23 protein-coding genes are annotated in these 23,144 nt (G+C 38.4%); 16 read left to right on the top strand and 7 right to left on the bottom strand.

All coding sequences use genetic code 11. The features are described 5' to 3' along the window. Both U1E44_RS09475 and U1E44_RS09470 read left to right on the top strand, forming a co-directional pair. Positions 1 to 864, top strand: a complete 864-nt coding sequence (locus tag U1E44_RS09475) for an EamA family transporter (protein ID WP_322930835.1) — start codon at positions 1 to 3, stop codon at positions 862 to 864. Next, positions 861 to 1,490, top strand: coding sequence for an IMPACT family protein (locus U1E44_RS09470; RefSeq protein WP_322930834.1), 630 nt, complete (start codon positions 861 to 863; stop codon positions 1,488 to 1,490). Before U1E44_RS09475 ends, U1E44_RS09470 begins: the two co-directional genes overlap by 4 nt. Here U1E44_RS09470 and U1E44_RS09465 read toward each other — a convergent pair. Then, on the bottom strand, positions 1,487 to 1,894 hold the full coding sequence (locus U1E44_RS09465; RefSeq protein WP_322930833.1) for an acyl-CoA thioesterase: 408 nt from the start codon (positions 1,892 to 1,894) through the stop codon (positions 1,487 to 1,489). The genes U1E44_RS09470 and U1E44_RS09465 overlap by 4 nt on opposite strands. 210 nt (positions 1,895 to 2,104) lie before the next feature. Here U1E44_RS09465 and dnaA point away from each other — a divergent pair, with 210 nt between their 5' ends. From dnaA to U1E44_RS09450, 3 genes are read left to right on the top strand one after another with little or no spacing between them, the layout of a single operon-like run. Beyond that, positions 2,105 to 3,529, top strand: a complete 1,425-nt coding sequence (gene dnaA, locus U1E44_RS09460) for a chromosomal replication initiator protein DnaA (RefSeq protein ID WP_322930832.1) — start codon at positions 2,105 to 2,107, stop codon at positions 3,527 to 3,529. Between the two features lie 4 nt (positions 3,530 to 3,533). Then, positions 3,534 to 3,995, top strand: a complete 462-nt coding sequence (locus U1E44_RS09455; protein ID WP_322930831.1) for a low molecular weight protein-tyrosine-phosphatase — start codon at positions 3,534 to 3,536, stop codon at positions 3,993 to 3,995. Then, a complete protein-coding gene (locus U1E44_RS09450; RefSeq protein ID WP_322930830.1) occupies positions 3,992 to 4,708 on the top strand; it encodes an SAM-dependent methyltransferase in 717 nt (238 codons plus the stop codon). The genes U1E44_RS09455 and U1E44_RS09450 overlap by 4 nt, the downstream gene beginning before the upstream one ends. Before the next feature lie 142 nt (positions 4,709 to 4,850). On the opposite strand, the gene U1E44_RS09445 is transcribed toward U1E44_RS09450, so the two are convergent. The 4 genes from U1E44_RS09445 to dapF all read right to left on the bottom strand — a co-directional run bounded on the left by U1E44_RS09445 (position 4,851) and on the right by dapF (position 7,991). Continuing rightward, positions 4,851 to 5,495: a hypothetical protein gene (locus tag U1E44_RS09445; protein ID WP_322930829.1), complete on the bottom strand. Its 645-nt coding sequence runs from the start codon at positions 5,493 to 5,495 to the stop codon at positions 4,851 to 4,853. Between the two features lie 161 nt (positions 5,496 to 5,656). Continuing rightward, a complete protein-coding gene (gene mltG / locus U1E44_RS09440) occupies positions 5,657 to 6,700 on the bottom strand; it encodes an endolytic transglycosylase MltG (RefSeq protein WP_322930828.1) in 1,044 nt (347 codons plus the stop codon). Continuing rightward, entirely contained in the window at positions 6,691 to 7,221 is a 531-nt protein-coding gene (locus U1E44_RS09435) for a GNAT family N-acetyltransferase (RefSeq protein WP_322930827.1), read from the bottom strand. Before U1E44_RS09435 ends, mltG begins: the two co-directional genes overlap by 10 nt. Then, positions 7,212 to 7,991, bottom strand: a complete 780-nt coding sequence (gene dapF / locus U1E44_RS09430; protein ID WP_322930826.1) for a diaminopimelate epimerase — start codon at positions 7,989 to 7,991, stop codon at positions 7,212 to 7,214. Before dapF ends, U1E44_RS09435 begins: the two co-directional genes overlap by 10 nt. Positions 7,992 to 8,124: 133 nt before the next feature. Here dapF and U1E44_RS09425 point away from each other — a divergent pair, with 133 nt between their 5' ends. The 4 genes from U1E44_RS09425 to rplS all read left to right on the top strand — a co-directional run bounded on the left by U1E44_RS09425 (position 8,125) and on the right by rplS (position 11,660). Then, entirely contained in the window at positions 8,125 to 9,516 is a 1,392-nt protein-coding gene (locus U1E44_RS09425) for a S1C family serine protease (RefSeq protein ID WP_322930825.1), read from the top strand. A gap of 194 nt (positions 9,517 to 9,710) precedes the next feature. Continuing rightward, positions 9,711 to 10,334, top strand: a complete 624-nt coding sequence (locus U1E44_RS09420) for a hypothetical protein (RefSeq protein ID WP_322930824.1) — start codon at positions 9,711 to 9,713, stop codon at positions 10,332 to 10,334. A gap of 158 nt (positions 10,335 to 10,492) precedes the next feature. Then, positions 10,493 to 11,167 (top strand): tRNA (guanosine(37)-N1)-methyltransferase TrmD, encoded by a 675-nt coding sequence (gene trmD, locus U1E44_RS09415; RefSeq protein ID WP_322930823.1) that lies wholly within the window; start codon positions 10,493 to 10,495, stop codon positions 11,165 to 11,167. Positions 11,168 to 11,309: 142 nt separating this feature from the next. After that, complete coding sequence (rplS, locus tag U1E44_RS09410; RefSeq protein WP_322930822.1) at positions 11,310 to 11,660, top strand: 50S ribosomal protein L19; 351 nt, start codon at positions 11,310 to 11,312, stop codon at positions 11,658 to 11,660. Between the two features lie 575 nt (positions 11,661 to 12,235). Here rplS and lpdA read toward each other — a convergent pair. Together lpdA and U1E44_RS09400 are read right to left on the bottom strand one after the other, a co-directional pair. Next, positions 12,236 to 13,642, bottom strand: coding sequence for a dihydrolipoyl dehydrogenase (gene lpdA / locus U1E44_RS09405; RefSeq protein WP_322930821.1), 1,407 nt, complete (start codon positions 13,640 to 13,642; stop codon positions 12,236 to 12,238). Positions 13,643 to 13,761: 119 nt separating this feature from the next. Then, positions 13,762 to 14,229 (bottom strand): Lrp/AsnC family transcriptional regulator, encoded by a 468-nt coding sequence (locus U1E44_RS09400; protein ID WP_322930820.1) that lies wholly within the window; start codon positions 14,227 to 14,229, stop codon positions 13,762 to 13,764. A gap of 547 nt (positions 14,230 to 14,776) precedes the next feature. Here U1E44_RS09400 and U1E44_RS09395 point away from each other — a divergent pair. From U1E44_RS09395 to U1E44_RS09365, 7 genes are all read left to right on the top strand, one after another. Next, positions 14,777 to 15,979 carry an aminotransferase class I/II-fold pyridoxal phosphate-dependent enzyme gene (locus tag U1E44_RS09395; protein ID WP_322930819.1) on the top strand — a complete coding sequence of 401 codons (1,203 nt, stop codon included), beginning with the start codon at positions 14,777 to 14,779 and terminating at the stop codon, positions 15,977 to 15,979. A gap of 88 nt (positions 15,980 to 16,067) precedes the next feature. Continuing rightward, the gene (locus tag U1E44_RS09390; RefSeq protein ID WP_322930818.1) at positions 16,068 to 17,546 is read left to right on the top strand and encodes a Na+/H+ antiporter NhaC family protein; all 1,479 of its coding nucleotides are present in this window, start codon (positions 16,068 to 16,070) and stop codon (positions 17,544 to 17,546) included. Positions 17,547 to 17,666: 120 nt separating this feature from the next. Next, complete coding sequence (tpx, locus tag U1E44_RS09385) at positions 17,667 to 18,173, top strand: thiol peroxidase (protein ID WP_322930817.1); 507 nt, start codon at positions 17,667 to 17,669, stop codon at positions 18,171 to 18,173. After that, positions 18,166 to 18,531: a diacylglycerol kinase gene (locus U1E44_RS09380; protein ID WP_323673872.1), complete on the top strand. Its 366-nt coding sequence runs from the start codon at positions 18,166 to 18,168 to the stop codon at positions 18,529 to 18,531. The genes tpx and U1E44_RS09380 overlap by 8 nt, the downstream gene beginning before the upstream one ends. A gap of 61 nt (positions 18,532 to 18,592) precedes the next feature. Continuing rightward, positions 18,593 to 20,959, top strand: coding sequence for an FtsK/SpoIIIE family DNA translocase (locus tag U1E44_RS09375; RefSeq protein WP_322930815.1), 2,367 nt, complete (start codon positions 18,593 to 18,595; stop codon positions 20,957 to 20,959). A gap of 12 nt (positions 20,960 to 20,971) precedes the next feature. Next, positions 20,972 to 21,613, top strand: a complete 642-nt coding sequence (gene lolA1, locus U1E44_RS09370; protein WP_322930814.1) for an outer membrane lipoprotein periplasmic chaperone LolA1 — start codon at positions 20,972 to 20,974, stop codon at positions 21,611 to 21,613. Positions 21,614 to 21,686: 73 nt separating this feature from the next. Continuing rightward, a complete protein-coding gene (locus U1E44_RS09365; protein ID WP_416242053.1) occupies positions 21,687 to 23,123 on the top strand; it encodes an LptF/LptG family permease in 1,437 nt (478 codons plus the stop codon). Positions 23,124 to 23,144: the final 21 nt, after the last annotated feature.

Raw genomic sequence — 23,144 nt, 5'->3', positions numbered from 1 at the left:
ATGTGGGATTTAGCCATGAGTATTTTGTTTTCGAGTGTCCTATTTGTAGTATTCAAGTTATTTTCAGTACTCAAAATTGAAACGTTTTATGCAATTGTAGCGAATTATTTTGTGGCCGGATTAGTGAGTACCTTTTTCTACACCAAAGAGGTAAGCACCTACAATCTTAGTCAAAAGTCGTGGTTTTGGGGCACCTTGGCACTAGGAATTTTGTTCATTTTGGTGTTTAATGTTATGGCAAAAACGGCACAAAATTTAGGAGTGTCGGTGGCATCTGTTGCGACGAAAATGTCTTTTGTTATCCCTGTGGTGTTTGGCGTATGGTGGTATCAGGAAAAGGTTACGCTATTGAATGCAATGGGAATTTGTCTTGCAGTAGTCGCGGTGTACCTCTGCACACTAAAAGATCAAAAATTGACTTTAGAAACTAGAACACTGCTGCTGCCGTTGCTTGTCTTTTTAGGTTCCGGTTTTATTGATGCAGGAATTAAGTTTTTGCAAGAACAGCAAATGGAACCCACAGATTATCCTTTATTTTCTACTGTAGTTTTTTTTGGTGCGGCGGGCACTGGTAGCCTTTTTATGTTGGTAAATTCACATAAAAGACCTTTAAAGATCAATATTAAAAATTTGTTGGGTGGTATTATATTGGGTGTCCCCAATTATTTTAGCATTCACTTTTTGTTACGTGCTCTGAAGAGTGAAACCTTGAACAGCGCATCAGTATTTACGGTGAACAACGTGGCTATCGTACTTTTATCGACGCTATTGGGCATTGTGCTTTTCAAGGAAAGGCTAAATTTTAGAAATTGGACGGGCGTATTATTAGCTGTTGTTAGTATTTTATTAGTGCTTTTATTTTGAAGAAAAATGAAGACATAGATCTTTACAGAACATTGGATAAAGCGACCATAGGAGTGCTTTATAAGGATAGAAAAAGTAAGTTTTATGGGTATGCTTTCCCATTACAACATGACTATCAGGTGAAAGAACATCTGGAAACCATACGAAAAAATCATCCTACTGCAAATCATGTATGTTTTGCATGGCAATTGGGAGTACATGACATTCAACATCGGGTTTCGGATGATGGGGAACCCTATAACTCGGCAGGAATGCCTATTTACGGCCAAATACAAAGTCATGATCTTACCAATATCTTAGTGGCAGTAGCACGAATTTTTGGTGGCACAAAATTAGGCGTAGGCGGGTTAATACAGGCCTATAAAACAACGGCACAGCAGACTTTAAATACTTCGCACATCATTGTGATGACCCTTCAAAAACAAATTCGAATTCATTTTGGTTACCCCGAAATGGACAAAGTAATGCGCATCATAAAACAGCAAAATGCAACTGTAAATGCGCAACACTTTTCAATGAACTGTATTTTGGATGTAGCTGTTAGGGAAACCGAAGTGACCCCTTTCGTGGAAAATTTAGAAAGTGTGCCCGGAATCCAAGTGGTGCTTTTAGCTGCTGCAGACTAGCTGCTGGCTAAATTGATCTTCTCCATCAGGTAATCCGGACAGGGTATAGGGCGTTTTGTTTTCATGTCTATAAATGCTAATACAGTATTGGCTTCTACTAAAATTTCCTGTGCTTCGTTGCGTATGCTGTACTCAAATTCGATCTTCACAGCTGGTCTTTTAACCAAGCGGGTTTCTAAGTAAAGCACATCGTCATAATAGGCCGATTTTTTGTACTTTATCAGTAGAGAAAATACGGGCAACATAATACCGTTTTCTTCCATTTTTTTATAAGAAAAACCAAGATTGCGTAGCCACTCTACACGCCCCATCTCCAGATATTGCGGGTAATTACCGTGATAGACAACGCCCATTTGGTCGGTTTCGCCATAGCGAACGCGAAAAGAAATCGTATTATTATTCATGTTTATAGCATTAAAAATTATATATTTAGGGAATTCATTTTGAGAGGCACAACATGAGGAAAAAAAAGGGTAAATTCAACCCTAAATGATTTTTTTTTTAGAATAATTGTTCACATATTTGCCATGCTCCTGATTACCAAAAAATGGTGATGTTAGGCAAGCTATTTTATATAAGTTACTAACCAACCCCCAGTAAGGAAAATATTAAAAATGAGTGTTACTGAAATTTCCGTATGGAAGAATTGTTTGGATTTTATTAAGGATAATATCCAACCACAGGCATTCAAAACATGGTTTGAACCCATCAAACCCGTAAAACTTTCCGATAATGCACTTAGCATACAGGTTCCTAGTAAATTTTTTTATGAATGGCTCGAGGAGCATTATGTGAAATTATTAAAAGTAGCACTTACCAAAGAATTAGGGGAAACCGCAAAACTGGTGTACATCATTAAGATGGAGAACACCTACGGAAATCGTGAGCCTTTTACGGAACGAATTCCTAGTTCTAACAGAGCCAACATGAGCCCTCAAGAATTAGATGTGCCCATAAAATCTAAAAATCCTGAATTAAAAAACCCCTTTGTAATCCCGGGCATCCGCAACATTAAAATAGAATCTCAATTAAATGCCAATTATAATTTTGATAATTTTTTGGAAGGTGATTCTAACAGATTGGCAAGATCAGCCGGGATGGCAGTTGCTAACAAGCCGGGAGGAACCTCCTTTAATCCCCTTTTAATCTTTGGTGGCGTTGGCTTAGGTAAAACGCATTTGGCTCATGCCATAGGGGTAGAAATAAAAGATAAATACCCCGAACGTACGGTACTTTATATATCGGCGGAAAAATTTACCCAGCAATATATAGAATCGGTAAAAAAGAATACCCGAAACGATTTTATCCATTTTTATCAGTTAATTGATGTGTTGATCATTGATGATGTGCAATTTCTCTCTGGTAAATCGGGCACCCAAGACGTGTTTTTCCACATTTTTAACCATTTGCATCAAAATGGGAAACAGGTTATATTAACTTCCGACAAAGCTCCCGTAGATATGCAGGATATAGAGCAACGTCTTTTATCGCGTTTTAAATGGGGGTTATCCGCAGAATTACAAACCCCGGATTACGAAACACGTGTGGCCATACTGAACAATAAATTGTATCGTGATGGTGTAGAAATGCCCGATGATATTATAGATTATGTGGCAAAACATATCAAAAGTAATATTCGAGAATTAGAAGGTGCCATTATATCGCTAATTGCTCAGTCTTCGTTTAATAAGAAGGAAGTAACTTTGGAGTTGGCTCAGCAAGTGGTAGAGAAATTTGTGAAGAATACCAAGCGTGAGGTTTCCATTGACTACATCCAAAAAGTAGTATCCGATTACTTTGAAATGGATGTAAGTACCTTACAGTCTAAGACACGTAAACGGCACATTGTACAAGCCAGACAATTGGCTATGTTTTTTGCTAAAAAATATACGAAGGCTTCCTTAGCAAGTATAGGTTCTCAAATAGGCAAAAGAGATCATGCTACTGTACTCCATGCCTGCAAAACAGTAGATAACCTTGCAGAAACCGATAAGCAATTTAGAAAATACATAGACGACATTAGTAAGAAATTTTCATAACTAAATGAAAATCAATATTTTAATGGTGTGTCTTGGTAATATTTGTAGGTCACCTTTGGCCGAAGGTATTTTAAAAAACAAAGTAGATGCCCTTAAGGTTTTCGTTGATTCTGCGGGTACTGCAGGGTTTCATATAGGAAAACCACCGGATCGCCGTAGCATTGCCGTAGCAAAAAAAAATGGGATAGATATTTCGCAGCAACGCTGTAGAAAATTTACCAAAGAAGACTTTTCCAATTTTGATATAATTTACGCAATGGATCGTGCCAATTATAAAGATCTATTAGCTTTAGCAGATACAACAAGGCAATCATCAAAAATTAAATTGCTGTTAGAAGAGGTTTCTTTGGCATCTGCTGATGTTCCGGATCCTTATTATGAAAATGACGCTGCATTTGAGTCTGTTTTTCAGTTGATTGATGTTGCCTGTAATGCCATCGCCACAAAACTAATTCAAGGGAAATGAATACAGTACCAAAGGGCACCTTATTTTTAATACCAACCACTTTGGGTGATAATGAGCCTTTAGAGGTACTTCCTTTATCAATAAAGAGAACCATTGAAGGGATTGATCATTTTATTGTAGAAAATGAGAAAAGCGCACGGCATTTCATAAAAAAAATTAGTTCTAATAAGTCTCAGCCGGGGTTGCACATCCAGATTCTGAATAAATTTACGGAAAAGGAAGCGCTCCCCATTTTTTTAGAACCTTGTTTGGCGGGGCAACACGTGGGGGTTATTTCAGAGGCAGGATGCCCCGGCATTGCAGATCCGGGTGCTGATGTGGTGGCACTTGCCCACGAAAAAGGGATACGCGTTGTGCCTTTGGTTGGCCCATCATCCATTGTCCTTGCTTTAATGGCAAGCGGATTAAACGGTCAGAATTTTGCATTTAATGGTTACTTGCCTATTGATGCCTCTGAGCGAAAAAGTGTCCTAAAAAAATTGGAGAAATGGTCTAAAGAAACCGGACAGACGCAAATTTTCATTGAAACGCCTTATCGTAATGATAAGCTCTATACAGAATTGCTTAAAGTGCTAGCACCCTCTACCCTGCTTTGCATTGGTTGTGAATTAACCCTCTCCGGTGAATTCATTGCAACTAAAAAGATAATGGATTGGAGAAATATCACTTTAGATCTTCACAAAAAACCGACTATATTTTTAATACAGGCATAAAAAAACCGCATCGTTTTACCGATGCGGCTTTCCCATTTTCAAGTGTTTATTTTATTGCTTTTAAGCGACCTCGTGCAATGCCATAGAATAATCATATTCCTTAAGCTCGCTATTTTTACATGGGCGTTTTAGACACTACGCATTACGTTTTTGGAATCCTTGGATTTTGCTCAGGAATCACATGAGAAATGTCGTATCCTGAGAATTTTTTCATGTAGTATGCCACACTACTTCCAAAGTCATCACTAGCATCCAATTCGCCACCAGATCGGAGGAATTTTTTTACATTACCCGGACCGGCCAAATGTGCCGCTGCCAGAATGCCCGACTCCGTAATCTCTATTCCTTTCATTTTTTTGCCTACAAAACGAGGTATGTCTTTGCGCAGAATCCATTTGTTTCTGGCCACATTCGTTTGAAAAGCCTTTTCTTGAAGCACAGGATCGTTTAAAAATCGGGTCGCATTGTAAACCCCCATTAATTCTAATGTACCAATACCAAACTGATACTTGCCTAAATATCCTAAGGTGTTAATGGTAAAGTAGTTGCCCTTAGATTCTTTGAAAGCCAACGCCTCCTTGAACCCTACGTACGAACTCCCTAGAAAAGGAGGTACAGCCATAGCTTGCGCAAAATAAGTTTTGTTTTTGGGGAACAAAACTTTAGTAGGTTGCTTTACTTTAAGATTTTCAGGAACCACCACCTTGGCTGATGGGCTTCTAAATCCGAAACTCAATAAAATAAAGATCACGATAAGAGGACAAATAAAATTCATCCACTTTCTCATAGAATTGTTTTCTTAAGACTCACTGCCGAACGTAAATGGCACGCTTAAATTTCACTCGGCAAATATACGTCTGAATTCTTTCTTTTGGACGTGCTATGCCTAAAGTTTTAACTAAAAACGGCTGTTTTTAGTTAAAATGTCTTAAAAATGGGATAAGAAACTTACCTTTTAATCTGCTGAGAATTAATCCATCGGACATATTCCTCTTTGTTTTTATTATGTTGAGTCAAGGTTTTTGCAAACTTATGATAGCCAAAATCGGTTACGTTGGCCACAAAATAAAGGTAGTCATGCGCTTCCGGATTAAGAACGGCATCAATGGCTGTAATGTCGGGCATGGCTATTGGACCCGGTGGCAATCCTGCATATTTATAGGTATTGTAAGGCGAATCTAAGGTTAAATCTTTATAAAGCACTCGCTTATACACCGTATTAAAATCTCCTGAATGCAATTTAAGTGCATATATAACAGTGGGGTCTGCCTGAAGCAACATCCCTTTGCGCAACCTATTCAAATAAACACCGGCCACCCGCGGTCGTTCATCTACCTTTGCGGTTTCTTTGTGTACAATAGACGCTAAGGTGCTTATTTCTAAAGGAGTCAATCCTAATTTGCTAGCCTTTTGTAATCGTTCTTCGTTCCAAAAGCGATCGTATTCCTTGCGCATGCGTTCGCGGAATTGTGTTGCCGAAGTGTTCCAAAAAAATTCATAACTATTCGGAATATACAAAGAAAGCTTGTGGTGCGCATTAAATCCGATAGTATCTAAATAGCTAAGTTCATTAAAAGCAGTTAGTAAAGAAACACTGTCGGCCTCAATTTGCGAAGCAATCCGTCCTGCCAAATCAGAAACCGTTTCTTGGTTATTAAAAGACACCTTAACCGGTATGTTATTGTTGCGCAATGTATTAATCATGTCGTTATTGCTCATGCCTTTACGCAGCACATATTTACCTCCTTTTATGTTCGCGGTATAGCCTTTTTTTTGAGCAATTTTTTCAAAAGTACTCAGGTCTTCAATGTAAGGGTCTAAAATGGGTCGCATCTCGTCGAATGTTGTTCCGGTTGGTATATAAAGAACCACCTCATTTTCTGAAAACGTGGTGTTGGAACTAAAAATGGCTTGGTACACCATATAGGCAAACGCCCCACAACACAAGAGTCCGATCAGCAGAATGAGCCACACTATTTTTTTTAGGTACATAGGTTGTTTATTTTTTGTAATAGGATCTCATTTTTAAATCCGTTCTGAGACAAAATCCAGTCCTTTTTTAACCCAACTTCCGCAAAACCCAATTTTTTAAATAAATGAATACTTGCATCGTTGTCTTCTAGCACATTGGCATAGAGCTGCTTTAGGTTTAATACGGAAAAGGCATAATCAGAAAGCAATTGCAGTGCTTCTTGTCCGGCACCTTGATTTCTATTTGTAGCCTGAGAAATGATAATACCCACACCAGCCCTACGATTTTTTGGGTCAAAATCGAATAAATCCAAAAGACCAATGGCTGCATCATTATGCTTACAAATGCACAAGCGTAATTGCTTAACGTCATAAATATCGCGATGCGCATTGTCCAAATACATCCGAAGTACGTGCTTGGAGTACGGTGCGGTGGTGCCACTAATTTCCCATACGGCAGGGTTGTTTTCTAATTCATATAGAAAGTCTAAATCTCCCATTTCCAGAGCTCTCAAGTAAATAAAGTCTCCTTTTATGAACATCGTAGTTGACCTTTAAAAACCAGCTTTGCCGGCCCTTTTAACACTATGTGTTTGTATTTTTTATTTTCACTTGTAAACGAAACTTCCAAATCTCCACCCGGAGTACTAATCAACACGTTTTGCGCCTCCGTTTTTCCCCAATAGTGCATGGCTATCGCCACAGCAGTAACCCCCGTACCGCATGATAGAGTTTCGTCTTCTACCCCTCTTTCATAGGTACGAGCTTCAAAATGAGAATTAGATATTTGTTGCACAAAATTAATATTGCTTCCCGTTGCACCATAAATACCATAGCGCAATTTGGCACCCTCCTTAACGACATTAAACCGATTAAGGTGTGCTACACATTGCACGTGATGTGGCGATCCCGTACTAAGAAATAGGGCATTCGGCTTTTCGTGTATTGTAGCTACATCTTGCATCTGAAGACAAATCTGATCCTTAGTAAGCGTGGCATGATGCAGGCCATCTACGGCCATAAATTGAGCCTTGTTTTCTATAATACCCAGTTCTTTGGCGAATGCTACCAGACAACGGCCTCCATTACCACACATGGTACTTTCCTTACCGTCTGCATTGTAATAAACCATTTTAAAATCTACCCCCTTTTCGTTCTCTAACAAAATAAGCCCATCGGCACCAATACCAAATTTTCGATGGCATAGTTGCGCAATTTGCTCGGTAGATTGTTTTGGAAAAATTTCATTTCGATTATCTATCATCACAAAATCGTTTCCTGTACCTTGATATTTGTAAAATGTGAGTTCCATATGCACTATTCAGTAGATGCAAAGATAGAATTTATTTAGGGTAAATTTTACAGTTAAAACCGAGTTAAACCTATTGACACTGGTTCTAAAAACAAGTAATTTCGTGTAGCTAATCTTTAAAACATTTTATTTTATGAAAAAAATCGGAAGTTTGTTAATGGTTTCCATTTTTGCCGGAGTAGTTACACTAGGCGCCTATAAGGTGTTTTTTGAGAAAACCAATATTCAGGTGGTAGCAAACGATAGTCCGGCTTCTTTTATAACAACAAGCTATACGCCAACCTCGGCCAAGGGCTCCGGAATAAATGAAGTTGATTTTACTATAGCAGCGCAAAACACCGTTAATGCTGTAGTTCACGTGAAGAATGTAACCCTTAATCAAGCACCGCAAAGTTTAATGGAATTCTTTTACGGTTCCGGGGGCAGCCAACAGCCACAGGTAGGTAAAGGTTCTGGTGTAATTATTTCTTCTGATGGCTATATAGTAACCAATAATCATGTTATTGCCAATAGCAATAAACTCCAAGTTACCTTAAACAACAATAAAAATTATGATGCCGAATTAATTGGTACCGATCCTAATTCCGATATTGCCTTACTAAAAATAAATGCAGAGGATAAATTACCGTATTTAGCTTTTGGTGATTCTGATAATACAAAAATTGGCCAATGGGTGTTGGCTGTGGGCAATCCTTTTGATTTAACTTCAACAGTTACTGCAGGTATAATAAGTGCAAAAGCGAGGGATTTAGGTGGAAATCAATCGTTTATTCAAACAGATGCTGCTGTAAATCCGGGCAATAGTGGGGGCGCCTTGGTAAATACCAATGGCGACTTAATAGGTATCAATACCGCGATAACTTCCCAAACCGGATCTTATGTGGGTTATTCTTTTGCAGTACCCAGTAATATTGCCAAAAAAGTAGTGGAAGATATTATGGAATATGGTAATGTGCAGACGGGAATGCTGGGTATTCTTAGTCCACCTATGAATTCGCCTTATGCCATAGAAAATGGACTTAATGAAATTGAAGGTGTTTTTATTGGAGAGGTCGAAGAAGATTCGGGTGCGTATGATGCCGATCTAAAAAGTGGTGATATCATTAAAAAGGTAGACAATGTTGCTGTTCGAAAATTTGCCGATCTTACAGGATATATTGCTACCAAAAGACCAAAGGATCAGATAGAAGTAACTATCGATAGAAACGGAGAACAATTTACGGTGCCTGTAACATTAAAAGAAAGACAAACTTTAAATGTACCTACTATGGGTTTAACAGTAAAAAATCTTACCGATAAAGATAAAAAGCAATTTAAAACCAAAAAAGGTGTAAAAGTAGTCGGTGTTCCTGAGACCTACAGAGGTTATGGTTTAGAAGGAAACGTGTTGCTTGCCATAGGCGATGAAGAAATAGACGATATTCAGGAAGCGAAAGTGTTGTTCGGTAAAATTTCGCGTTACGGAAGAACCATCATAACCATGCTTAATGAAAAAGGCGAAAAGGAGAAAATCATATTTCAATAAGCGATACAACGATTTAAAAAAGAGCACTGATTTCAGTGCTCTTTTTGTTTTTAAATAGGTTATAGTCAAATATCTATACTTTTAAAAATAAGACTTTCAACATAGAAATTGTATTTCTGTTAGCCATTTTTTTTAATTATTAGGATTATTGAATTACATTAGTGTGCTCTAAATCATTAACAATAATGTACAACATGAAAACCGTAAGAATTGTTTATTTTGTAGTCGCCCTACTTTTTTGTCAGCTACAATTTGCGCAAAACACAGATGAAGATGACGCAAAACTGTCGCTCGATGGAGGTCCAATTAGTGATCAATTTGAATTTATCTTTCAGAAATCAGGAAATTATCGTGCAGATGGGGTGCGGTACGAGGTTGTCCGGGAAGCCAATCTTTACAAGTTGCGGCAAAATATTCTAGATTCGCTTAAAGTAGCCTCTAAAAATTCCATAGAATTACAAAGTGTTATTGCCGAAAATGAAATTACCATACAAGCATTAAATAAAAAACTAGAAGAAACGACTCAAAGTTTATCTCAAGTGTCCGAAGAAAAAGATAGTATGTCATTTCTAGGCATACCTATTGCTAAAGGCTCGTATAATGCCATCATGTGGACGATCATTATTGGACTTTTAGTGTTGCTTGCCTTGTTCGTATATAAATTCAGGAACAGTAATGTATTAACCCAAGAAGCCAAAACAGCCTTATCTGAAATTGAAATTGAATATGAAGATCACCGACGAAGGGCGTTGGAACGGGAACAAAAAATAAGCCGGCAATTGCAGGACGAGATCAATAAGCACAAAAAAACGAAATAGCATATAGGAACTGTTTTGTTGGTAATCGTAATGCTAACATTTTTGTAATGAAGTAAACAAGGCAATTGTATTGTTTTCGTTATTGTAAAGGCAGATAATAGGCTGCACCCCGAAAAGTTTATAACCCTATCCATATCAATTTCCATTAAACTATCAGCATGCGCATTGATATTATAACTGTGCTTCCCGAACTATTGAAAAGTCCGTTTGAAGCTTCTATTTTAAAAAGGGCTATAGACAAAGGATTGGTTGAAATTCATTTGCACAACCTTAGAGATTATACCACCAACAATTACAAACAGGTAGATGATTATCAATTTGGTGGTGGTGCCGGAATGGTCATGACCATTGAACCCATAGATAAATGCATTAGTGCTTTACAATCGGAACGAGCGTATGATGAAGTGGTTTATATGACGCCCGATGGAGCTACATTAAATCAGAAAACAGCAAATTCGATGTCGCTACTCCAAAACATCATCATTCTTTGTGGCCATTACAAAGGAGTTGATCAGCGTGTTCGGGATATGTTTATTACTAAAGAAATATCTATTGGTGATTATGTGCTTTCGGGAGGTGAACTTGCGGCTGCCGTATTGTGTGATGCGGTCATTAGGTTAATCCCTGGCGTGCTTAGCAATGAAACCTCGGCATTAACCGATACGTTTCAAGACAATTTGTTGGCACCTCCGGTGTATACACGGCCATCGGAGTATAAAGGCATAAAGGTTCCGGAGGTATTACTTAGTGGCAATTTTTCTAAAATTGAAGCTTGGAGAGAAGAAGAAGCATTACGACGAACCGCCAAACTTAGACCAGATCTTCTAGAATAATGGACTAATAGGATACTTTCTGTAAAATTTGAGTTATATTCCCTTGTTATTTAAGATATATGCGCTATTTTTGCACTCGCTAAAACCAACCTCTGACGATATCCGTGAATGTTGCTTTGATGTGTAATTGTAAATCGAAACAATGGAAGAATTAATAAAATTTGTTGAGAACGAATTTGTAACTAAAAAGGATTTTCCTCAATTTTCAGCAGGTGATACCATAACGGTATATTATGAAATTAAGGAAGGTGAAAAAACGCGTACCCAGTTTTTTAAAGGTGTTGTAATACAGCGAAAAGGAACAGGTGCTACAGAAACATTTACCATAAGAAAAATGTCGGGTACGGTAGGAGTAGAAAGAATTTTTCCTGTGAATATGCCGGCACTACAAAAAATAGAAGTGAACAAACGCGGTAAAGTACGACGCTCTCGTATTTATTACTTCAGGGGTCTCACTGGTAAGAAGGCACGAATTAAGGAAATTCGTGGCTAATAAACGTTAAAAATTTTTATTTAAAAAAGCAACCTGTACAGGTTGCTTTTTTTTATGAACTATTGTTAATAACTATAGTGCATAAGGTGTTGATTTGTTTTTCTGAAAAAGTTTGGGAATTTATAACTATTTGTCGTATATTTAAACAAAGGAAAACGAAAAACTTGCCCCGCAAGTGACTCTCTATCCTTACAAAGTTTACGTTCTTTGTTTTGTTGTGGGTAGATTATAAAAAACCAAACCCTCTGGTTACGGTCTAAATAAGATATCTTTTGTTTGTGAAAATTGAAAACTTTCGAAAACAAAATTATGAGCCTTACAAGTAAAATAAATGCAAATTTGTTTTAAAATAAGCACGCATAAGACAACAAATAGAAACATCCCTAGATTGTTTTTAAGCCATCTATATGTTTCAAACGTTGAAATAGTGTGGCAAATGCAATCAATGGTTGCCTTCTTACAGTAATGTAGGAAATCAAAATTTGCTGCCTTTTCAAGAAAGCCATATCAATGTATTCGTACGATGATATGGCTTTTGTTGTTAATAACACAGGGTTAAACTTGGAACAAGACTGCTAGATATGCAATGCTCTATTATCGGTAGCTGCCAATGCCGCTTCTTTTATTGCTTCAGCAAAAGTAGGATGCGCATGGCTCATTCTAGAGATGTCTTCGGCTGATGCCCTGAATTCCATAGCGGTTACGGCCTCAGCAATTAAATCGGCACATCGTGCACCGATCATATGCACCCCCAACACTTCATCGGTGTTTTTATCGGCAAGAATTTTTACAAAACCGTCCAAATCCATACTGGCTCTGGCACGACCTAAAGCGCGCATCGGAAATTGCCCTACTTTATATGAGATGCCGGCCTCTTTAAGTTCTTCTTCGGTTTTACCCACGGCAGCTACTTCAGGCCACGTATAGACAACACCCGGGATAAGGTTGTAATTTATATGGGGTTTCTGACCTGCTAAAATTTCGGCCACCATGGTACCCTCTTCCTCTGCCTTATGCGCCAACATGGCACCTTTAATGACATCACCAATAGCATAAATAGTAGCGATATTGGTCTGTAGTTGGTCATTCACGGCAATGCGGCCTCGCTCTTCCATGTGTACACCGGCAGCATCTAAATTTAACCCTTCGGTGTAGGCACTTCTGCCTACCGCCACCAAGCAATAATCGCCATTAAACGTAATTTCTTCACCTTTTTTATCCGTTGCTTTTACGGTAACCGTTGTTCCTTTGCGTTCTACAGAGCTTACTTTGTGCGACAATGCAAACTGTACTTTTTGTTTTTTAAGTACTTTGGTTAACTCTTTAGACAAGGAAGCATCCATAGTGGGAAGTATGCGATCCATATATTCTATTACAGTTACATCGCTGCCTAAACGCTTGTACACTTGCCCTAATTCTAATCCAATAACACCGCCACCTATAATTAGTAAATGTTTAGGAATTTCCTTTAATTTTAAAGCTTCTGTAGAAGTGATTACGCGTTCCTTGTCTATTGTTATAAAAGGTAAACTAGACGGTTTAGAACCTGTAGCTATAATACTATTTTTTGCCTGAATAGTTTCTTGCGACCCATCATTTTTTTTGATTTCGATATGGGTAGCATCTTTAAAACTGCCTAAACCTTCGTAGACGTCGACTTTATTTTTATCCATTAAAAATTTGACACCCGCACAGGTTTGATCCACGACCGCTTGCTTGCGCGCAATCATTTGTTCTAAATTTATTTTTATTTCCCCGGAAATGGTAATACCGTGTTCTTCAAAATGAGTTAATGCGTCTTCGTAATGGTGCGATGAATCGAGTAGCGCTTTAGAGGGAATACAACCCACATTAAGACAGGTGCCACCTAAAGTAGCATATTTTTCTATCAGGGCAGTTTTCATTCCCAATTGTGCGCAACGTATGGCGGCAACATATCCGCCCGGGCCGGATCCTATAATGGCTACATCGTATTCCTTCATAATCTCTTTGTGAAAAATTTATAATTAAGCCTTACAAAAGTACAAATGTTTTAGGTTTCAACAACACCCATTTTAAGGGGAATGCCCTGTTTTTTGATGATTAAAACCTCCAAAACTATTTATGAAGTTAGCATTATGGCGGTGGTATTTTTAATCTCACTAATGCCAAAAGTGCTGTGTGTGCTTCCGATATGTTGCAATGCGGTTAGCTTAGTTACCATAAATTCCCGATAAGCTTCCATATCGCGCACATACACTTTTAAAATATAATCATAATCGCCACTTACATGGTAGCAGGATACGACCTCTTTAAGTTGCAAAATCTCGCGCTCAAACTGTAATACAAATGCCCTGTTGTGCTGCACCAATTTTACATGGCAAAAAACCAATAATTGTTTATCAACTTTTTTTCGGTTCACCAGAGCCACATATTTTTCAATAACGCCTGTACGCTCCAGACGCTTAATGCGTTCGTAAACAGCCGTGGTTGACAAATGCAACCGATGGGCATATTCTTTGTTCGTTTTCTTACTGTCTTCCTGTAGTAATTGAAGCAATTGTGCATCTACTTCATCCAATTTTTTCATTTCAATTTTTTAAATTAAATCGTTTCATTAGGAGCGATAACAGCCCAATAAAAAATTTCTTGAAACTGACTATTCCCGAGTCAAGCCATAGAGGTATAGTTCTGCTGCGCTCAGTACGGGTTTCGCCAGTTTCATTTTGGCCTTTGAGCCAAAAACCGAAATTTTGTATTTTACCTCACCCGGAACTGCAAAAAGGCAGTTCCGACCTCTCCAAAGGAGCGATAAATGGCAAACTCCGACCCTTGGGTCGGGGAATCTTTAGATTAACAGCAAAAATTAAGCTTGTTAAGGCATTTTTCTCGCCTTTCAAAATTACTTTATGACGCATTCATTAACACAAAAATTAAGAATCCACTGGTATTTTCCATGTTCTAAATTGTACCTCACCGCTTTTGTAACTCATTCTGATTTTAAGATAAATTTGGACGCATATCAAGTTTAAAATCTAAATATATACTAATGTATAGTTTTTAAAACTAATTAATAATAATAGTATTGATTATTTATCTAGGATACATTAATTTAATCAATTAAAAATTATTTTAGAATGACACATAACGCAATTGATCAGATACAGGACTTACAGTATTTTGGGGAGTTTGGCGGGGTAAATCCCTCAATTTCAGACTCATCGACCTATACATTTCTTTCCGCCAAAACCATGTTCGATACCTTTGAGGGCAATACCGAAGGTTGCTATTTATACAGCAGGCACTCCTCCCCTTCTAATCTGTACCTTGGTCAGACTTTGGCAACCTTAGAAGGCACTGAGAGTGCTAACGTAACGGCTAGTGGTATGGGGGCCATTACTGCGGTGATACTGCAATTATGCAGTGCCGGAGACCATATTGTGTGCAGTCGAACCATTTACGGTGGTACGTACGCTTTTCTGAAACATTTTTTACCGAAATTTAATATTACTACCACTTTTGTAGATTTTACAGATACAGCCTTAGTGGCGCAAGCGATAAAACCGAAAACCAAAGTGATTTATTGTGAATCGCTTAGCAACCCTCTTTTGGAAGTTGCGGATATTCAGAAGCTTTCGGCGGTAGGTAAAAGCCATAATATACCGTTAGTGGTAGACAATACATTTTCTCCATTAACTATGACTCCCGCCAAATGGGGTGCCGCTATTGTGATACACAGTTTAACGAAGTTTATTAATGGCACCGGAGATTGTGTAGCGGGTGTAGTTTGTGGTACATCTAACTTTTGTCTCGGTTTAAAAGATGTGCAACACGGCGCGGGGATGTTACTTGGTAGCACTTTAGATAGTGCGCGCGCTGCTTCTATTCTGAAGAATTTAAGGACGCTACATATCCGAGTAAAAAAACATAGTGAAAATACCCTTTTTTTGGCTCGTAAATTGGAAAATGACGGATTTAGAGTAGTCTATCCCGGCCTCTCTTCTCACCCGGGGCACCACACATTAAATACCCTTATGAATGTGGAGTATGGCTATGGTGGCCTTTTGACCGTAGATGTAGGATCGGCCACAAAGGCAAATGAACTAATGGAACTAATGCAACAAAAAAAACTAGGCTATTTGGCAGTAAGCCTTGGATTTTACAAAACTTTATTTTCGGCACCTAGTGCCTCAACGTCATCCGAAATCCCGCTAGATGAACGTGCTAAAATGGGACTCTCCGAAGGTCTTATTCGATTTTCTATAGGCTTGGATAATGACATACAAAGAACCTACCTCCTCATGAGAGAATGTATGGATAAATTAGGGATTACACCCTAGAACCTTGTGTTTTTGAATTACCCTAGCGGAAAGGGTTGCAGAACAAAAACGAAAATCGTAATATTACGAATAACTTATTTAGAGATACATGCCAAGCCATCCTAACCAATCTTCTGAACCCCAACTGCCGCATATTGTAGAGAATAAAAAATTAAATATTTGGGAAGCCCTTATCCCTGTTGTACTGCTGATGCTGCTATTGGCGTACAATATTTTTTTTAAAGATGGTGAAGTTTTTGGGGAATATTCTAACCAGTTCATTTTGCTCATTGGCGGTGGTTTTGCTGCTGTCGTTGGCTTTTTTAATAAGGTCACCTTGAAATCCATGATTGCGGAAACTTGGGAAAACCTTAAAAGTGTATTTGTACCCATCATGATATTGTTTCTTGTGGGGGCTTTGGCGGGGACTTGGTTGGTTAGCGGTATTATACCAGCCATGGTATATTACGGGCTACAGGTGCTTAATCCATCTATTTTTTTACCCGCATCCGTGATAATAGCTGCCCTAATTTCGTTGGCTACCGGAAGTTCATGGACTACCTCGGCCACTGTAGGTATTGCCTTGGTGGGCATCGGTACGGCATTGGGCATATCGGGAGGCATGGTAGCGGGTGCTGTTATTTCAGGAGCTTATTTTGGTGACAAGATGTCTCCCTTAAGTGACACTACAAATTTAGCACCCGCTATGGCCGGTACGGACTTATTTACGCATATTAGATATATGACCTTTACAACGGTACCTACCATTCTCATTACCCTAGCGATCTTCTCCATCCTGAGTTTCACTACGCAAACTACGGGGAATGCAGATATTAGTGGTCTTATGGAAACCATTACCAATTATTTTACGATTACCCCATACTTGTTTATCGTTCCCTTAGTAGTTATTCTGTTAATCGTCCTAAAAACAAAACCCCTTATTGCTTTAGGTGTTGGCGTAGGTTTAGCCGGAATTTTTGCGATGATTTTCCAAGGGTGTACGCTCGAAATTTTAAATAAAGATTCGCCTGTAACAGCCGTGTTAAGAGCTATTTTTGTTGAAACCTCCATTGTAACGGACAACGATAAATTAAATGAATTGTTTAGTGCCGGAGGAATGCAAGGCATGTTATGGACTATTGCGCTTATATGTTGCGCAATGGTCTTTGGAGGCATTATGGACGCCATTGGTGCCCTTTCTAAAATAACGGCTGTGCTGTTATCTTTTGCTACAACCATATTTGGTTTGTTTGCCAGTACGGTACTTAGCTGTCTGGGGCTAAATGCCATTGCCAGTGATCAGTACCTCGCCATTGTCATTCCCGGTAAAATGTTTAAAAAGGCCTATGCAGACCGGGGTCTTGCCCCTCAAAATTTGAGTCGAACTCTAGAAGATTCGGGAACTGTGACTTCTGTACTTATTCCTTGGAACACATGCGGGGCCTATCAGTCTGGGGTGTTGGGCGTAGGAACGGGGGAGTATTTTTTGTTCGCTATTTTTAATTGGTTAAGTCCGTTTATGACCTTAACTTTTGCCTTTTTTAAGATAAAACTTAAAGCATTAGTCCCTAAAACTGCTTCCGCCTAAATTAGGATCATTGCATCATAGAATCCGTCATAAATCTGAGGTTTAACGTTTATTTAATCAAAATAGTTCCATTTCCTCCGTATATTTTTTAATTTCACACAAAATTTAAACACATAAATCATGGCAACAGTTACACTCAAAGGCAACACCATTCATACCGTAGGCGACCTTCCAAAAACCGGATCAAAGGCACCCGATTTTAACCTTGTTAAAGGAGATTTATCATTAGCAACTTTGGCCGACTACCGTGGTCATAAGGTGGTTTTAAATATTTTCCCAAGCATAGATACAGGAACCTGTGCACAGTCGGTTCGGCAATTTAATGAAGAAGCAGCGGAACTCGAAAACACCAAAGTACTATGTATTTCTAAGGATTTACCTTTTGCACAAGGCCGTTTTTGTGGTGCCGAAGGCATTGACCAAGTAGAATTATTATCCGATTTCAGGGATGGTAATTTTGGAACAGCCTATCAGGTGGCATTTACCGATGGCCCATTAGAGGGACTTCATTCTAGAGCTGTGGTGGTATTGGATGCTAACGGAACGGTTGTCTATTCCGAACAAGTTCCTGAAATAGTAGATGAACCCAATTACAAAGCTGCCTTAGAGGCGCTAATGAATGCCTAAGGAACATTTTTTTTTGAATAGAATTAGGAGCGTGGGTTTTGCGCTGAAAGGTGCTTTGTTGTTACTCCGTACTGAGGCGAGTATAAAAACACAAGTTTTTATAACCCTTGTAATGACCGGTATTGGATTTTATTTTGAAATTTCGGAGACGGAATGGATATTGCAAATTCTGGCAATTGCCTTAGTTCTTGGTACGGAAGGCGTAAACACGGCTATTGAAAAAATGGCGGATTACATTCAACCCGAACACGATCCTAAAATTGGATTTATAAAAGATGTTTCGGCCGGTGCTGTGATGCTGGTTTCTATAGCCGCGGTAATTGTTGGACTGATCATTTACCTGCCAAAACTTTTTTGATCTTATTCTTTTCCTATCATCCTTCGTAAATTTGTAATTTTGCCCCATCAATAAGGCCTTAATGATAAAGAAAGATAAAAAATCAAAGTCGACCACGACAAAAAAGCGTTTTTCTTTACGGTTATCCAAACAAAATAAAATTATTTTGGGAAGTCTGCTTATGCTGTTAAGCGTAGCACTTTTTTTCTCTTTTATTTCTTTTTATTTCACCTGGAAAGAGGATCAAAGTCTGCTCTCTGCCTTCAGTGATCGCAATCAGGAAGCGCAAAATTTACTGAATAAATTTGGAGCCGGAGTAAGTCACTTTTTTATGTACAGGGGATTTGGTTTGGCTTCCTTTATTTTCAGCTTTCTACTTTTTAGTACGGGATTATCTCTTTTTATGAGTTTAGAAAAAAAGGGACTTGTTAAAAAATGGATTTGGGGGCTTTTATTTGTAGTTTGGATCTCTATAGCGCTTGGTTTTTTTGCTGCTGATAGACCTTTATTGGGTGGATTGGTAGGCTATGAGATGAATGATTTTTTACAGGATTACACAGGAAAGATTGGTGTATTTCTGATCTTACTTTTTGTGTTAATTATTATTTTAGTCCGTTTTTTTAAGGTAAACCCGGAACAAATAGTGTCTTTTTTGGGACAAAAACGAAAGTCGTTGGTTTCTGAATTTAAAAATCCGGGGCAAGAACAGAATACTGATTCCGTATCGGAGGTTTTATCTAAAGAAGACGAAACACCAATCGTAGTAGACACGTATACGCATAAAAAGGACATTCCCCCGCTGAGAGATAAATCAACAGAAGATTTTCAAATCACCAATACCATTGAAGAAGAGGAGAGTATTTCGATGGAAGTGAAAGAGATTGCCACAGAAACCGAAGAAAAGGACAATTTATCGGCAAAATTGGTTGAAGATTTTGGCGAGTTCGATCCTACCTTGGAGCTGGCAAGCTATAAATTTCCCGTTATTGAGTTGCTCGATGCACATGGTTCCGGTGGAGGCATCACCATAAATCAGGAAGAATTAGAGGAAAATAAAAACCGTATTGTAGATACGTTAAAAAACTACAAAATTGGCATCGCTCAAATTAAAGCGACCATAGGGCCAACAGTAACCTTGTACGAAATAGTGCCCGATGCGGGAATTCGAATTTCAAAAATAAAAAACCTGGAAGACGACATAGCCCTGTCTTTGGCCGCTCTTGGCATTCGTATAATTGCACCTATTCCGGGAAAAGGTACCATAGGCATCGAAGTGCCGAATAAGAACCCTACTATTGTGGCTATGCGGAGCGTTATTGCTTCCAGTAAGTTTCAGAAGGCCGAAATGCAACTCCCCATAGCCTTCGGGAAAACCATTAGCAATGAAACCTTTGTGGTCGATTTAGCCAAAATGCCCCATTTATTAATGGCCGGTGCTACCGGACAGGGAAAATCTGTAGGACTAAATGCGGTGCTAACTTCTTTATTGTACAAAAAGCATCCTGCAGAGGTGAAGTTTGTTTTGATAGATCCTAAAAAAGTGGAACTAACCCTTTTCAATAAAATAGAAAGACATTTTTTAGCAAAATTACCCGATACCGATGAAGCCATTATTACGGACAACACCAAAGTAATCCACACCCTCAATTCACTTTGTATTGAAATGGACAACCGCTATGAGTTGTTAAAACTTGCTATGGTGCGCAACATTAAAGAATACAACGAAAAATTTAAAGCACGGAAGCTAAACCCGAACGACGGACATCTTTTTTTACCTTATATCGTGGTAGTTATAGATGAGTTTGCCGACTTAATAATGACCGCCGGTAAAGAAGTAGAAACGCCTATTGCCCGTTTGGCGCAGTTGGCACGAGCTATTGGCATTCACTTGGTTATCGCTACACAACGCCCTTCGGTAAATGTTATAACGGGTATTATTAAGGCTAATTTCCCGGCGCGGATAGCCTTTAGAGTTACTTCTAAAATAGATTCCAGAACCATTTTGGATACGCAAGGTGCAGATCAGCTTATTGGTAGGGGTGATATGTTATTTACACAAGGAAATGACGTAACGCGCCTGCAGTGCGCCTTTGTAGATACACCGGAAATAGCACGGATTACAGAATATATTGGGGCGCAGCGGGCCTATCCAGAAGCCCATATGCTGCCGGAATATGTAGGGGAAGATTCTGGCACAAGTATTGATTATGATATAGCAGATAGAGATGCCATGTTCCGGGAAGCCGCAGAAGTGATTGTTATAGCCCAACAAGGTTCGGCCTCTTTAATTCAGCGAAAATTAAAATTAGGCTACAACAGGGCGGGGCGAATTATTGATCAGTTGGAAGCTGCCGGTATCGTAGGTCCTTTTGAGGGAAGTAAAGCCCGACAGGTTTTGTTTTCTGACATAAGTGAATTGCATTCTTTTTTAAACAACGAAACAAAATAACATAACATAACCATGAAAAAAATAGCTTTAATTGTACTCTTTTTAGTGGCCAATATGGTTGGTGCGCAAAACGCCGACAAAGCAAAAGCCTTATTGGATGAAGTTTACCAGAAAGTAAAAAGTTATAACAATGTCTATGTTGATTTTAAATATTCCTTACAAAACACCGAGGCCAACATAAATCAGGAAACTCGTGGCGATGTTACGTTGGAGGGCGACAAGTATCTATTTAATTATTTAGGAGCTCAACAAATTTTTGACGGTAAAAAAGTATATACCATAGTTCCCGAAAATGAGGAGGTTACTATAGAAAACAAGTCCGATGACGCGCAGACCATAACCCCATCAAAAATGCTTACCTTCTATCGCCAAGGGCATACCTATGAGTGGGATATTCTTCAAAATGTGCAAGGACGTAAAATACAGTATGTAAAATTGACTCCCATAGACAGTAAGTCCGAAATCAAATCCATATTATTGGGTATAGATAATGAGACCAAGCATATACATAAACTTATTGAAACAGGAAAAAATGGCACCAATACCACCATCACTGTTAATTCTTTTAAAACAAACCAACCCCTGTCAAAAACCTTATTTACTTTTGATGAAAACAAATATAAAAAAGAAGGGTACTACATCGTAAGAAACTAAGGCATTGAAAATATTAGACCGCTACATTTTATCTCGATTTTTATTTAATTTTTTTAGTTCGTTTGTGATTTTGATGCTCATCTTCATATTTCAAACGATTTGGTTGTTTATCGATGATTTGGCCGGTAAAGGTCTGGATGTGATGATTATTGGTAAGTTTCTCTTTTACATCATGCCTAATCTTACTGAAAAAGTACTTCCTCTTACAGTACTCTTGTCTTCAATCCTCACTTTTGGCACCTTTGCAGAAAACTATGAGTTTGCGGCTATGAAAGCCTCCGGAATATCCTTGCAACGCGCTATGCTTAGCCTCATTGTTTTTGTTACATTTTTGGGCGGTGTTACGTTTTATTTTGCCGATAATGTTATCCCTGCTGCAGAGCAAAAAATTTATAATCTACGACGAAACATAGCTCAAGTGAAACCCGCCGTGGCCATAGCAGAAGGAGTTTTTAGCGATTTTGAAGGCACCGGAATGAACATTAAAGTAGATAAAAAATACGGTGATAACGACCGATTTTTACAAAATGTCATTATTCATAAAAAAACAAAAACCTATATCAATAATACGGTAATTAAAGCCAAAACAGGTGAGTTGGTCAGTAGTGAAGATTCAGATATTCTTTCCTTGGTTTTAAGAGACGGACATTATTATGAAGATCTAAAACCTAAAGATACTAAAGATGATCCTAAAAACCCTTTTGCAAAATCCGATTTTGAAACCTATGTGATGAATATGGATTTTTCAGAATTGAACAATGTAGATTTGGAAGCAGAAAGGGAAGTGAATACCGATAAAATGAAAAACGTGTCCCGGCTACGAAAAGACATCGATTCCTTAAAAAACGATAATATTGATGCGGTAACAGCCTTTTCCAAAAATATTTCGAACCGCATGGGTGCCTTTTTGCCACAAAAACAAAGAGATACAAGTTTGGCTACATCAGCTAAAACACGCAAGAAAGATACATTAACGGCTCTAGAAGGATTCGAAAATGAGCTTGCTATTCTTGATATAAAGGACATTCCCGAACTGTATCCAGAATATCAAAAAATACAGATTTACAATAATGCAAAAAATGCATCGGCCAGTATTGTAACCACTATTGAAGGAAAAAAATTAGAATTTCAAAAAAGATTCAAAGTATACAACATGCACATTTTATCGCTTCACAAAAAATTTGCACTCGCCTTTTCTTGTATAATTTTATTTTTTGTGGGCGCCCCATTGGGGGCTATCATTCGAAAAGGAGGCTTAGGACTCCCAATGGTTATTGCTATTATCCTATTTTTAATCTATTATTTTATTGGAGTTTTCGCTGGTAATTACGCAAAAGAAGGTAATATACACCCTATCTTTGGCGCTTGGCTCGCAACCATGATTATGCTTCCTTTAGGCATTATATTAACCCAACGCGCCACAGCAGACAAAGGTCTTATGAACATTGGCAGTGCAATAGACTTTATAAAGGAATTTGTGGCCAAGTATATAAACCTTAAAAAAAGATAAAAGCCCCTACCCCTATGCGTT

Origin of the sequence: Aurantibrevibacter litoralis (assembly GCF_034651555.1) — a bacterium.
Lineage (GTDB): Bacteria > Bacteroidota > Bacteroidia > Flavobacteriales > Flavobacteriaceae > Aurantibrevibacter > Aurantibrevibacter litoralis.
This window is presented reverse-complemented; position numbering and strand designations above follow the sequence as displayed.

Bases quoted from the DNA above. Each gene is read 5' to 3' on its own strand.
- dnaA (WP_322930832.1), top strand. From the start codon at position 2,105: ATGAGTGTTACTGAAATTTCCGTATGGAAGAATTGTTTGGATTTTATT.
- U1E44_RS09395 (WP_322930819.1), top strand. From the start codon at position 14,777: ATGACACATAACGCAATTGATCAGATACAGGACTTACAGTATTTTGGG.
- tpx (WP_322930817.1), top strand. From the start codon at position 17,667: ATGGCAACAGTTACACTCAAAGGCAACACCATTCATACCGTAGGCGAC.
- rplS (WP_322930822.1), top strand. From the start codon at position 11,310: ATGGAAGAATTAATAAAATTTGTTGAGAACGAATTTGTAACTAAAAAG.
- U1E44_RS09380 (WP_323673872.1), top strand. From the start codon at position 18,166: ATGCCTAAGGAACATTTTTTTTTGAATAGAATTAGGAGCGTGGGTTTT.
- trmD (WP_322930823.1), top strand. From the start codon at position 10,493: ATGCGCATTGATATTATAACTGTGCTTCCCGAACTATTGAAAAGTCCG.
- mltG (WP_322930828.1), bottom strand. From the start codon at position 6,700: ATGTACCTAAAAAAAATAGTGTGGCTCATTCTGCTGATCGGACTCTTG.
- U1E44_RS09445 (WP_322930829.1), bottom strand. From the start codon at position 5,495: ATGAGAAAGTGGATGAATTTTATTTGTCCTCTTATCGTGATCTTTATT.
- U1E44_RS09375 (WP_322930815.1), top strand. From the start codon at position 18,593: ATGATAAAGAAAGATAAAAAATCAAAGTCGACCACGACAAAAAAGCGT.
- U1E44_RS09400 (WP_322930820.1), bottom strand. From the start codon at position 14,229: ATGAAAAAATTGGATGAAGTAGATGCACAATTGCTTCAATTACTACAG.
- U1E44_RS09450 (WP_322930830.1), top strand. From the start codon at position 3,992: ATGAATACAGTACCAAAGGGCACCTTATTTTTAATACCAACCACTTTG.
- U1E44_RS09420 (WP_322930824.1), top strand. From the start codon at position 9,711: ATGAAAACCGTAAGAATTGTTTATTTTGTAGTCGCCCTACTTTTTTGT.
- lpdA (WP_322930821.1), bottom strand. From the start codon at position 13,642: ATGAAGGAATACGATGTAGCCATTATAGGATCCGGCCCGGGCGGATAT.
- U1E44_RS09390 (WP_322930818.1), top strand. From the start codon at position 16,068: ATGCCAAGCCATCCTAACCAATCTTCTGAACCCCAACTGCCGCATATT.
- U1E44_RS09365 (WP_416242053.1), top strand. From the start codon at position 21,687: ATGCTCATCTTCATATTTCAAACGATTTGGTTGTTTATCGATGATTTG.
- U1E44_RS09475 (WP_322930835.1), top strand. From the start codon at position 1: ATGTGGGATTTAGCCATGAGTATTTTGTTTTCGAGTGTCCTATTTGTA.
- U1E44_RS09425 (WP_322930825.1), top strand. From the start codon at position 8,125: ATGAAAAAAATCGGAAGTTTGTTAATGGTTTCCATTTTTGCCGGAGTA.
- lolA1 (WP_322930814.1), top strand. From the start codon at position 20,972: ATGAAAAAAATAGCTTTAATTGTACTCTTTTTAGTGGCCAATATGGTT.
- U1E44_RS09465 (WP_322930833.1), bottom strand. From the start codon at position 1,894: ATGAATAATAATACGATTTCTTTTCGCGTTCGCTATGGCGAAACCGAC.
- U1E44_RS09455 (WP_322930831.1), top strand. From the start codon at position 3,534: ATGAAAATCAATATTTTAATGGTGTGTCTTGGTAATATTTGTAGGTCA.
- dapF (WP_322930826.1), bottom strand. From the start codon at position 7,991: ATGGAACTCACATTTTACAAATATCAAGGTACAGGAAACGATTTTGTG.
- U1E44_RS09435 (WP_322930827.1), bottom strand. From the start codon at position 7,221: ATGTTCATAAAAGGAGACTTTATTTACTTGAGAGCTCTGGAAATGGGA.